This window comes from Tardiphaga sp. (genome assembly GCF_044336785.1).
Lineage (GTDB): Bacteria > Pseudomonadota > Alphaproteobacteria > Rhizobiales > Xanthobacteraceae > Tardiphaga.
In genome coordinates this window covers 1-10,819 of sequence record NZ_JBIIOT010000134.1, presented here as the reverse complement: position 1 = coordinate 10,819, position 10,819 = coordinate 1, and the positions used below count along the sequence as shown (strand labels likewise).

General features: G+C 62.3%; 11 protein-coding genes. 4 read left to right on the top strand and 7 right to left on the bottom strand.

Annotated features, from left to right (window positions below):
• Positions 1-30: 30 nt before the first annotated feature.
• The 6 genes from ACIQ2A_RS23925 to ACIQ2A_RS23900 form a co-directional block, all read right to left on the bottom strand.
• Complete coding sequence (locus ACIQ2A_RS23925; RefSeq protein WP_398484162.1) at positions 31-738, bottom strand: ABC transporter ATP-binding protein; 708 nt, start codon at positions 736-738, stop codon at positions 31-33.
• A complete protein-coding gene (locus tag ACIQ2A_RS23920) occupies positions 738-1,490 on the bottom strand; it encodes an ABC transporter ATP-binding protein (protein WP_398484160.1) in 753 nt (250 codons plus the stop codon). The genes ACIQ2A_RS23925 and ACIQ2A_RS23920 overlap by 1 nt, the downstream gene beginning before the upstream one ends.
• Complete coding sequence (locus ACIQ2A_RS23915; RefSeq protein ID WP_398484158.1) at positions 1,487-2,323, bottom strand: branched-chain amino acid ABC transporter permease; 837 nt, start codon at positions 2,321-2,323, stop codon at positions 1,487-1,489. The genes ACIQ2A_RS23920 and ACIQ2A_RS23915 overlap by 4 nt, the downstream gene beginning before the upstream one ends.
• Positions 2,323-3,195: a branched-chain amino acid ABC transporter permease gene (locus tag ACIQ2A_RS23910; RefSeq protein ID WP_398484156.1), complete on the bottom strand. Its 873-nt coding sequence runs from the start codon at positions 3,193-3,195 to the stop codon at positions 2,323-2,325. Before ACIQ2A_RS23910 ends, ACIQ2A_RS23915 begins: the two co-directional genes overlap by 1 nt.
• Before the next feature lie 186 nt (positions 3,196-3,381).
• The gene (locus ACIQ2A_RS23905; RefSeq protein WP_398484154.1) at positions 3,382-4,614 is read right to left on the bottom strand and encodes an ABC transporter substrate-binding protein; all 1,233 of its coding nucleotides are present in this window, start codon (positions 4,612-4,614) and stop codon (positions 3,382-3,384) included.
• A 396-nt stretch (positions 4,615-5,010) separates the two neighbouring features.
• Complete coding sequence (locus ACIQ2A_RS23900) at positions 5,011-5,721, bottom strand: MarR family winged helix-turn-helix transcriptional regulator (protein ID WP_398484152.1); 711 nt, start codon at positions 5,719-5,721, stop codon at positions 5,011-5,013.
• Between the two features lie 201 nt (positions 5,722-5,922).
• On the opposite strand from ACIQ2A_RS23900, the gene ACIQ2A_RS23895 reads away from it, so the two are divergent.
• The 3 genes from ACIQ2A_RS23895 (at position 5,923) to ACIQ2A_RS23885 (ending at position 9,370) form a co-directional block, all read left to right on the top strand.
• Complete coding sequence (locus ACIQ2A_RS23895; protein WP_398484150.1) at positions 5,923-7,413, top strand: 4-hydroxyphenylacetate 3-hydroxylase family protein; 1,491 nt, start codon at positions 5,923-5,925, stop codon at positions 7,411-7,413.
• A gap of 113 nt (positions 7,414-7,526) precedes the next feature.
• Positions 7,527-8,108 carry a MarR family winged helix-turn-helix transcriptional regulator gene (locus ACIQ2A_RS23890; protein WP_398484148.1) on the top strand — a complete coding sequence of 194 codons (582 nt, stop codon included), beginning with the start codon at positions 7,527-7,529 and terminating at the stop codon, positions 8,106-8,108.
• Positions 8,109-8,296: 188 nt separating this feature from the next.
• The gene (locus ACIQ2A_RS23885) at positions 8,297-9,370 is read left to right on the top strand and encodes an NAD(P)-dependent alcohol dehydrogenase (RefSeq protein ID WP_398484146.1); all 1,074 of its coding nucleotides are present in this window, start codon (positions 8,297-8,299) and stop codon (positions 9,368-9,370) included.
• A gap of 19 nt (positions 9,371-9,389) precedes the next feature.
• On the opposite strand, the gene ACIQ2A_RS23880 is transcribed toward ACIQ2A_RS23885, so the two are convergent.
• On the bottom strand, positions 9,390-10,139 hold the full coding sequence (locus ACIQ2A_RS23880) for an SDR family oxidoreductase (RefSeq protein ID WP_398484144.1): 750 nt from the start codon (positions 10,137-10,139) through the stop codon (positions 9,390-9,392).
• Positions 10,140-10,232: 93 nt separating this feature from the next.
• Here ACIQ2A_RS23880 and ACIQ2A_RS23875 point away from each other — a divergent pair.
• On the top strand, positions 10,233-10,819 hold a 587-nt coding region (locus ACIQ2A_RS23875), incomplete at its 3' end, for a M20/M25/M40 family metallo-hydrolase (RefSeq protein WP_398484142.1).

Below are 10,819 nucleotides of genomic sequence, written 5' to 3'. Positions count from 1 at the left end.
TCTCCCCAGAGGGGAGAGGTGAAGCAAGAGCTAATGCCCGCCGCCTAGAAACGCTTCCGATAGCGCCGGATCATTGATCAGTGCCTCCGCCGATCCCGACGTCACCACGCGGCCGGTCTCCAGCAGATACGCCCGATCCACGATCTTCAGCGTCTGTCGTGCCTTCTGCTCAACCAGAAGCACCGTCAGCCCCTCATCGCGGAACTGACCGATCATCTGGAATAGGCTCGCCGTCATCAGCGGCGCCAGACCCAGCGACGGCTCATCGAGCAGCAGCAGTCTCGGCTTCGACAGCAGCGCGCGGCCGATGGCCAGCATCTGCTGTTCGCCGCCAGACAGCAGGCTCGCGAGCCCGTCGCGGCGTTTGCCGAGGATGGGGAAGCGCTCCAGCATCTTCTCCACATCAGCGGCGGCTGCCGCCTTGTCGCTGCGGGTGTAGATACCCATCAGGAGATTCTCGTGCACTGTCATGCGCGCGAGAATGCCGCGGCCTTCCGGCACCAGCGCGATGCCGCGGCGCAGGTTCTTCTCGGCGGTCCCCGGCGTCAGTCTCTCGCCTTCGAACGAAATCTCGCCCTGAAACGGCAGCAGCCCCGCGATGGAGCGCGCAATCGTGCTTTTGCCGGCACCATTGGCGCCGAGCAGTGCGACGATCTCGCCTTGCTTGATCTCCAGATCGACACCACGCACCGCAGTGATCGCGCCGTAGCGGACTTCGAGGCCCTTGATCACGAGCATCAGTCGTCCTTTCCGAGATAGGCGTCGAGCACGACCGGATTGGCGCGAACTTCATCGGGCTTGCCTTCGGCGATGAGCACGCCGAAATCCAGCACATAGAGATAGTCGCACAGGCGCATCACGAAATTCATGTCGTGTTCGATCAGGAGAATGGAGAGGCCGGTGTCGCGCAGCCGCAGCATCAGCGTGCGGATCTCTTCGGCCTCATCGTGGTTCATGCCGGCGACGGGCTCGTCGAGCAGCAGCAGCTTGGGCTTGGCGGTGACGGCGCGGGCCATCTCCACCTTGCGCTGGATGCCGTAGGGCAATGATTTTGCCGGCCGGTCGCGGAACTCGGTGAGGCCGAAAAATTCCAGCACCTCTTCGGCGCGTGCCTGTGCGGCCGGATTGGCCCAGGCGATCGGCAGCAGCCGGCGCCAGGCTGCCTCGCTATGCGGCTGCGCGACCAGCAGATGCTCCCATACGGACATGGAGCCGAACAGGCGGATGTTCTGGAACGTGCGCGCAATGCCTTCGCGCACGATGCGATAGGACTGCCATTGGGTGACATCGACACCCTTGAGCAGGACTTCGCCGGCATCGGCGCGATAGGCACCGGTGATGGTGTTGAACAAGGTTGTCTTCCCGGCGCCATTGGGACCGATCACGCCGATGATCTGTCCCTCCGGCACCTCGCAGACCATGTTGGACAATGCGTGGATGCCGCCGAACGTCTTGGTGACGCCGGTGAGTTGAAGCAGCGCCTGGCTCATGCTGCAGCCCTCCGGAAGGTGAGCGTCCGGATCAGCGAGCGATCGAGAATGCCCTGACGTCGCACCAGCAAGACAAGCACCAGCAGCGAGCCGAAGGCGGCAAGCCGCCAGTCGGCGATCGGCCGCAGGAATTCAGGCAGGAAGATCAGCAGCAGCGAACCGACCAAAGAGCCCGGCGCGACTGTCGAACCACCGAGAATGACGGCCAGCACGAATTCCACCGACCGTTCGAAGCCGAAATTGGCCGGCTCGATATAGACATTGTGATGCGCGAACAGTCCGCCCGAAATCGCGGCCACGGCCGCACCGACGGCGAAGGCGCCGATCTTGGTGACGACCGTGTTGAGGCCGATCAGGCCGGCGGCCGTCTCGTCGTCATGCACCGCCTGCATTTCCAGCCAGACGCGCGAACGTTCCAGCAGCATCACGGCGATCAGGATGCCGCCGGCCCACAGCCAGACATAGCCGACGCCGATGTGCTGCATGCCGCGGAAACCGCCGCTACCACCCATGGTGTCGAAGTTGAGGAAGAAGCTGCGCACCATTTCGCCGAAGCCGACGGTGGCCATCGCAAGATAGATGCCCTTCAGCCGCAGCGCCGGGAAAGCGACGATGGCACCCATGACACCGGCGACGATGGCGGCGATCACCAGCGCCAGCGTCAGCGGCACATTCATCGTCACGGTCAGCCACGACGACAGATAAGCGCCGATGCCCATGAAGGCGCCGTTGCCGAGCGAGAGTTGGCCGGTGGCGAGGATGATATAGACGCTGAGGGCGCCCAACAGGAGGATGCCTGACTCCGCGAGCAGGCTTGCATAGTAAGTCGACATCAGACGCGCTGCCCCTGATCGGATCGCGCGCCGCCGAGAAGGCCCTGCGGACGCAGCAAGAGAATGAGGATCATGAAGCCGTAGACCACGAAATCGCGGATCTGCGAGCCGCCATAAGCGACCGTCAACACTTCGGCGATGCCGATCAGGGGACCGGCGACCAGTGCGCCCCAGATCCGCGTGGTGCCGCCGATCACCATCACGGCAATCGCCTTGAGGCCGATCTCGACGCCGAGATAGGGCGTGATGGCACCGTAATGCAGCGCGATCAGCACGCCGGCAACGCCTGCCAGCGCGCCGGAGAGAATGAAAGCCAGCATCATTAACTGGTCGGCCTTGACGCCGAGAATGCGGGCGACCTCACGGTTTTCGGCAACGGCGCGCAGCGCGCGGCCCATTGATGTCTTCTGCACGATGTAGGCGGTCAGCGCGACCAGCACCACGGTGGCGCCCAGCACGATCATTTGCATTTCGCCGATCGACACCGGCCCGATCTGGTACATCTCGCCGAAGATGGACAGCTGCAGCGGATCCGAACCCCAGATATTGGTCGCGACATTCTGCAGGATGATGGAGAAGCCCAGCGTGGACAGCATCGGCGTCACCAGCGGCGCATCGCGCAGCGGCTGGTAGCCGATCTTCTCGACGATGATGGCGATCAGCGCCGCGCCGGTCATGCCGCCAAGCACGGCGACGGGCAGGGGATAGCCGGCATCGATCAGCGTGAAGCCGATGAAGCCGCCGATCATGAACAGTTCGGCAATCGCCAGGTTGAGAATGCCGAGAATGCCCATCACGAGCGAATAGGACAAGGCGAGGAGCGTGTAGACGGCTCCCAGCGTCAGTCCGTTGACGAGTTGCTGCAGCAGCATGGGGATCGCAATCGTTAGTAGTTACGTCGGTTCAGTGGTCGTCTTCATGACTGCGGCCGGGAGAACGTCCCGGCCGCTGCCGTAAATCGTAGGGCGGATTAGCGAAGCGTAATCCGCCGGCCGATTTCGTGTGGCGAAGAACGGCGGATTACGCCTTCGGCTCATCCGCCCTACGCGACTTCACGATCAGCAGGCCGGGTGACCCGGTGCCGAGCTGCAGCCATTGACCTTGGTTTCCCAAACGCCCTTCTGGCCCTGCAGCACATAGAAAGCCTTGATGGCGTCGCCGTCGTCATTGAAGCCGATATGGCCGCCGAGACCGTCGAAATTGGCCAGCTTGGCCAGATGATCGCGGATCTTGGTGCGGTCGGCTTCGAGGTCTTCCGGCTTGCCGGTGACGCCGGTCTTCTTGATCGCGTCGATATACATCGAGACGATCTCGTAGATGTTGGCGTCATACATTGACGGCTCGATTTCCTTCGGCAGACCCGATTCGGCGCGCAGCAGCGGCGTCAGCGACGCGGTGAACTTCTCCGGAACGGCGCCCTTCATGGTGGCGTAGAACGTCGCCGGCGCAATGATCGGAATTTCCGGCGCAGCCTTCAGCACGGCTGACGAGATGATCTGCGTCGAGCCGACGATCGGCTTCATAAAGCCCTGGCGCTTCATTTCGCGGATCACGGTGATGGCCTGGCTGTAGTCGGCGCTGACCACCACGCCATCGGGATTGAGCGACTTCAGCTTGGTGACCTGGGCCGAGACGTCGAGATCGCCGGTGTTGAACGACAGCGGATCGTTCTCGTTGACGATGGCGATCTCGTTGGCCTTGAGCACGGCCGGCATCACCAGCTTGCCGACGGTGCCGGCAGTCGCGTCCTTGGCATCGAAGATGATGCCGACAGTCTTGATGTTGTAGGCCTTCTTGTAGAACGGCACGACCGTCTTGGCGAGCACGCCTTCGTCGATGGTGTTGCGGAACGCCCATGGACGGTTGAGCTTGGCGACGCCCGGCTTCGACGAGGCCTGTGAGGTCGAGACGATCTTCATCTCATTGGCGACCGGGAAGGTGACTTCCGCAGCGCTCGAGGTCAGCGGGCCGGCAACCGCCAGCACCTTGTCGTCGCCGGCGAGCTTGCGCAGCGAGGTCGCGGCCTGGGCCGGCTTGGCGGCGTCGTCGAGGATGGTTATCTTCAGCTTGGCGCCATTGATGCCGCCGGCATCGTTGGTCTGCTTCTCCAGCATCTTCAGGGTGACGGTGTTGCTGCGGCCCCATTCGGCGAACGGGCCGGAGCTCGGCACCACGGCGCCGAGATTGATTTCGCGAGTCTGCGCCTGGGCCTGGCCGGCCAGCATGGCCGAGAGCGTCACCGCTGCGACGGTGCCGAGCACGCGTGGCAAGTTGGATTTAGTCCGCGACATCGAAATGGTCCTCTATTCCTGTGATGCTAGGCCGCGATGCGTCGCGGCTTCGTTCGTGATGGTCGGTCCATCTACTCCAAAACAGTGCATTCCGTCTGCCATCGCCGGATATGTCGGCGGTGTGACATCGGCAGGAGGGATGGTCCGATAATTTTGCGTCTTTGACAATCCGCAACCAGAGTATCTTTATAAAATAGTTCTCTTTGGAAGCTAATTTATGCGGCAGTCGGGGCCCACAAATGCGGCACGCGACAGTGCGATTGCGCTACGGCCGGGCCGTAGCGGGCTGTTGAAGCAATGACTTGAACCGTTCGAAGAACGCGATGGCCACCGCTGTTCTGCACCATGCGAGCAAAATGTCGCAGCCGCGCCTGTGCGATGCAGCAAGGTGCGCTGTTATGCCTTGCGCGATTTCGCAGGCTTGGTCGCGGACATCAGCTTGGCCTCCGGCGACAGCGCCTTCACCTTGGCCTCGGCGAGGTAGCGCTGCAGTGCGATGGCACGGTCGCTGGAATCGACCAGACGCTGCACCATGTCGAGCAGCTGATGGAATTCCTTGGCGGTCAGGGTGCCGAACTGCACATCATTGACCTGCTGCTGGGTCGGCGCCAACCGTTCCAGCAATTCAGCGCCGTGCTGCGTCACCACCAGGCTGATGCGGCGGCGATCACCGGGATGTGAGGTCTTGGTGATCAGTCCCTTGGTTTCCAGCTTGTTGGTGACCGTGGTGACGAAAGCGCCGCTCAAATGCAGGTGATCGGCAACGGCGCGGACGTGCACATCGCCTTGGGCGGACAGATGCCGGATCGAGATCAGCGTGGTGTATTCGATGCCGGCGAGGCCGATTACGGCCGCGTGGCCCTCGCGCAATGTCTGATGCCGGACCAGGAAGCCGAACAGACTGTGCACCAGCCGACGGAATTGCGCATCCGACCCGTCGACCAATAGCTCCGGGCGCGAAATCGTCAGCGCTGCGCGCGCGGCCGGCCGGCTGGCAGGCTTCTTGCTGATTTCCGATTTGCCGCTGTCCGACTTGTGGGTGTCCGCTCTGTGAACAGACGTTTTGTGCGTTGCGGAGGAAGGGCGGCGGCCGGCGGACTTTGCCACGTGACGATTCCATCATGAGAGGGTGTCTGAGCTTGGCGTCTTCGCGGCGCAATTGCAATTGCGACGAAGGACGCAACACGGGCGCTAGCAAAACGAGAACCGCGCTTGACAAGGATTGTAAAATAGCTTCGGATGAAAGCTATCAATGAAGGCGACGTCATGGTCGCCGCGATTCAGGACGGGATGAGGGCGGCGATGAACATGGCAGTTGGATCTGGTGCGACCGTGGGAACGGTCAAAGATGGTGCCCAGCATATCGCTGCCGTGCGCGATGGCCGGGCCGTCTATCTCGACGGCAAGCGTGTCGATGACGTCTCGACCCATCCGGCCTATCGCCATGCCGTCGCGTCCGCCGGCGCGCTGTATGACTATCAGGCCGATCCCGCCAATATCGAGCGCATGACGTTCGATATCGGTGGCGGCCGGCGTGCCAATCGCGCCTGGCAATTGCCGACGAGCTATGCGGAGCTGGTCGAGCGCCGCAAGGCGCTGGTGGAGTGGGCTGAACTCACCGGCGGCTTCATGGGCCGCTCGCCCGACCATGTGGCATCCTCCATGTCCGGCATGATGATGGGCATCGAGGTGTTCGACGCCTATGATCCCAAGCGCGCCAATGCATTTCGCGAATGGTACGATCACGCCCGCAGCAGCGATCTGTTCCTGACCTATGTGATCAACAATGTGCAGGGCGACCGCTCGAAGGCCTTTGGCGACCAGGGTCCGAATGCAAAGGACATGGTGGCGCGCATCGTCGATGAGGATGCGTCCGGCATCACCATCCGCGGCGCCAAGCTGTTCGCCACCTCGGCCATCATGGCCAACGAGATCTTCGTCGGCTCCGGTCAGCCGCTGAAGCCCGGCGAGGAGGATCTGGCGTTCTCTTGTGCATTGCCCATGGGCACCAAGGGCATGAAGATGCTCTCGCGCAAGAGCTTTGAGGCCCACGCACTCAGCGAATACGACAATCCGCTCGCCTATCGTTATGACGAGAACGACGCGCTGGTGTTCTTCGACGATGTGAAAGTGCCATGGGAGCGCGTGTTCCTGCTGCGCAACACCGATATGTGCCGCGCCCAGCTCCATGACACGCCGGCCCATGTCTATCAGAACTATCAGGCGCAGATCCGTCTGTCGGTGAAGTTGCGCTTCCTGGTCGGTCTCGCCCGCGGCATCGCAAAAACCATCGGCACCATCAATTTCCCGCCGGTGACGGAGACGCTGGGCAAGCTCGCCTCGCAGGCGGCGCTGATCGAGGGCATGGTGCTCGGCATGGAAGCCGGCGGTGCCATGCGCGGCGATTACTTCCTGCCTAACAAGCATCTGCTCTATGCAGCGCAGGTGCAGTCTCAGGAAATGTACGGCCAGATCATCGCCACGATTCGTGAACTGGCCGGAGGCGCGCTGCTGATGTTGCCATCCTCGGTCGAGGATTTCTCCAATCCGGAGATTGCAGAGATCATCAAACTCACCCAGGTCTCGCCGGCGATGTCCGGCCAGGATCGCGTCAAATTGCTCAAGCTGACCTGGGACGCGGTGGGTTCCGAATTCGCCTCGCGGCATCTGCAATACGAGATGTTCTACGCCGGCGCGCAATTCGTGACGCGTGGCCACAGTTATCGCACCTATGACTGGGATCGTGCGACTAAAGTATCGGAGCAGATGCTGGCGAAGTATCAACTGCCCGGCACTTAGCCATGCGCGCGGCGCGATTGCGCGCAGCGGAATAGCTTGATCAGAAAGATATTTGCTTGACGTCCTGTCGAGGGCGTCGCACATCTGGACGATCAAGCTTGTCCGGAAAACGTATGTCACGTTCCAGGGCGGTGCCGCCTGCCTCCGCGTCGGCCCCGCATCGATCGAAATCGAAACTCCCGGCGCCGCCGCTGACGACGTCGCGCGGCGCGTTGCTGGTGAACGGATCGGATCAGGCGTTTCGCCAGCTGGTGCACACGCTGCTCGCCTTCCTGGCCCGGCACGACACGGTGCGTGACGGCCATGCCGCCGCAATCGGCCTGTCCGGAATCGAATATACGGTGCTGATCTCGGTGCAGTCGCTGAGTGCCGAGGGGCAGGTCAGCGTGCGCGAACTCGCCGCGCATCTGCATTTGTCCGGAGCCTTCGTCACCACGGTCTCCAACAAGCTGCAGCAGATGGGCTTGCTCGACAAGCTCACCGATCCGGAAGACCGCCGCCGCCTGCGGCTGGTGGTGACGGGCGAGGGCGAAGCACTGCTGGCACGCCTCGCGCCGATCCAGCGCCAGGTCAACGATGTCCAGTTCGATTGTCTGGGTGCCGGTGATCTCGGCCGGCTGCTGGCCAGCGTAGACAAGCTGGTGGAGTCCAGCGACAAGGCCATCGCTTTGCAGAAATATCTCGCGCCGCGATAGGTCTAGCCGATAACCCGGCTGGTGTCTGGCAGCTGCACATTTGTATCAAATGTGACGCAGCGACGATCGATCACGTCATAGGCATATGCGTGGCGAACTTGATCCATCTCAATCCTGCCGCGGCCAAATGCTCCGATGATTTGCAAACCGCGTCGATCGACGCAACGCTGCATAACGGGAGCAAGCTCATGGCCAAGATGAAAGCTGCGATATTCGTCGAACCCGGTCGGATCGTCCTCGACGACAAGCCGATCCCGGATGTCGGGCCGCTCGATGCGCTGCTGCGCGTGACGACCACGACGATCTGCGGCACCGACGTCCACATCCTCAAGGGCGAATATCCAGTCGCCAAGGGACTGACCGTCGGCCATGAACCTGTCGGCATCATCGAGAAACTCGGCAGTGCGGTGAGCGGCTATCGCGAAGGCCAGCGGGTCATCGCCGGTGCCATCACGCCGAGCGGCCATTCTTATGCGTGTCTGTGCGGATGTTCGTCACAGGACGGCGCCGGCACCAAGCACGGCTTCAAGGCGACGGGCGGCTGGCGCTTCGGCAACACCATCGATGGCGCCCAGGCCGAATACATTCTGGTGCCGGATGCCATGGTCAATCTCAGCCCGGTGCCCGATGCATTGACCGACGAGCAGGTGCTGATGTGCCCGGACATCATGTCCACCGGCTTTTCCGGCGCCGAGCGCGGCGGCATCAAGATCGGCGACACGGTGGTGGTGTTTGCGCTCGGGCCGATCGGCCTCTGTGCGGTTGCCGGTGCAAAACTGATGGGCGCCACCACGATCATCGGCGTCGATACGGTGCCGGCGCGTATCGAGGTCGCCAAGCGGCTCGGCGCCGATCTTGTGGTTGATTTCAAGAACGGCGATCCGGTGGAGCAGATCATGGCGCTCACCGACGGCCGCGGCGTCGATGTGTCCATCGAGGCACTCGGCACGCAGAACACTTTCGAAGCCGCGCTGCGCGCCTTGCGGCCGGGTGGTACGCTGAGCAGTCTCGGCGTCTATTCGACGGACCTGAAAATTCCGCTCAGCGCCTTTTCGGCCGGTCTCGGCGACAACAGCATCGTCACCTCGCTGTGTCCGGGCGGCAAGGACCGGATGCGGCGATTGATGAATGTGGTCGCCTCCGGCCGCGTCGATCTCACCCCGCTGGTAACGCATCACTACAAGCTGGACGACATCGAAGCTGCTTATGAGCTGTTCTCGCACCAGCGCGATGGCGTGCTGAAAGTCGCCATCACGCCGTAAAATCCGGCCTACGCCTCGCTCAATACCCGATCAGACTCCGATTCCATGTCGGGCTGATCAGCACCTCGTTGATACATACATGCGCCGGCATGCCGGCGATAAACGCGATCGTCTTGCCGAGATCGTCCGGCTGCAGCATCCGTGCCATTACCTCGGCGCTTGGCGGCACCGGGCGGTTCTTCATGATGTCGGTCGCCACTTCGCCTGGCGACAGGCAGCAGGCGCGCAAACCGTTCACGCATTCGTCCATGTTGAACGAATGCGTCAGCGCAAGTACCGCGTGCTTGCTCGCGGTATAAGCCGGCCCCGTCATCTTGGAGACGATGCGGCCAGCCCAGGAGGCCACATTGATGATGCAGCCATCCTTCTGCGCGCGCATCGCCGGCAGCACGGCGCGTATGCAATACATCAGGCCCTTGAGATTGATATCGACGATCTGGTCGAAGCCGTCTTCGGTGACGTCCTGCCAGCTGCGTTTCGGCAGATTGATACCGGCGCTGTTGACCAGCAGATCGATGCGGCCGTGCTTGGCGAGAATGACATCGGCCACTTTCTTTGCGTCGGCAGCATTGCTGACATCGAGCGCAATGGCCTCGATCGGCTTGCCACCGGCACCGAGTTCCTTGACGACATCGTTGAGCACCTCGATGCGGCGGCCGGAAATGATCACCGTCCAGCCGTCGGCCAGCAGCGATTCCGCGCCGGCCTTGCCGATTCCGGTGCCGCCGCCGGTCACCCATGCGATTTTCTTGTCGGTTTTTTGGGCCACTTCATTCTCCCTGATCGTTTCTTGCTCGATGGCGCCGGGAGTGTTCACCAATTATACTGGCGACACCAGCCCACATCGCGCGAGTGACCTTCGTTGAACAAGCCAGCCGACAGCAAGCCGCCCATCGATCAGGACCGTCTCTGGGACGATCATATGGCGCTGGCCGCCATCACCGATCCTGACAAGCCCTGGACACGGCGCTCTTTCTCGCAGCGTTTTCTCGATGGGCGCGTTTGGCTGAAGGCGCAATATGAGGCCGCCGGCATGACCGTGCGCATGGATGCCGGTGCCAATGTGATCGCGCGCCTCGAAGGCAGCGTCGAGGGGCTGCCGCCGATCATGCTGGGCTCGCATTCCGACACTGTGCCATCCGGCGGCCGCTTCGACGGCATTTCGGGCATCCTCACCGCGCTGGAAGCCGTGCGCGCATTGCAGGCGTCCGGCTACAAGTCACGCCACCCCATCGAGATCGTGGATTTTCTCGCCGAGGAGCCTAGCGAATACGGCCTGTCCTGCGTCGGCAGCCGCGCCATGGCAGGCGAACTCGATGCGAAGATGCTGACCTATACGAATGCCGCCGGCGAAACGCTGGCTGCGGCGATCAAGCGTGTCGGCGGCGATCCCGACAAGATCGCGACGATGCAGAAGCCGACATTTGCCGGCTATCTCGAATTGCATAT

Coding starts and splice junctions, on each gene's coding strand:
- ACIQ2A_RS23885 (WP_398484146.1), top strand. CDS start 8,297: ATGGCCAAGATGAAAGCTGCGATATTCGTCGAACCCGGTCGGATCGTC.
- ACIQ2A_RS23890 (WP_398484148.1), top strand. CDS start 7,527: ATGTCACGTTCCAGGGCGGTGCCGCCTGCCTCCGCGTCGGCCCCGCAT.
- ACIQ2A_RS23925 (WP_398484162.1), bottom strand. CDS start 738: ATGCTCGTGATCAAGGGCCTCGAAGTCCGCTACGGCGCGATCACTGCG.
- ACIQ2A_RS23915 (WP_398484158.1), bottom strand. CDS start 2,323: ATGTCGACTTACTATGCAAGCCTGCTCGCGGAGTCAGGCATCCTCCTG.
- ACIQ2A_RS23910 (WP_398484156.1), bottom strand. CDS start 3,195: ATGCTGCTGCAGCAACTCGTCAACGGACTGACGCTGGGAGCCGTCTAC.
- ACIQ2A_RS23920 (WP_398484160.1), bottom strand. CDS start 1,490: ATGAGCCAGGCGCTGCTTCAACTCACCGGCGTCACCAAGACGTTCGGC.
- ACIQ2A_RS23905 (WP_398484154.1), bottom strand. CDS start 4,614: ATGTCGCGGACTAAATCCAACTTGCCACGCGTGCTCGGCACCGTCGCA.
- ACIQ2A_RS23895 (WP_398484150.1), top strand. CDS start 5,923: ATGGCAGTTGGATCTGGTGCGACCGTGGGAACGGTCAAAGATGGTGCC.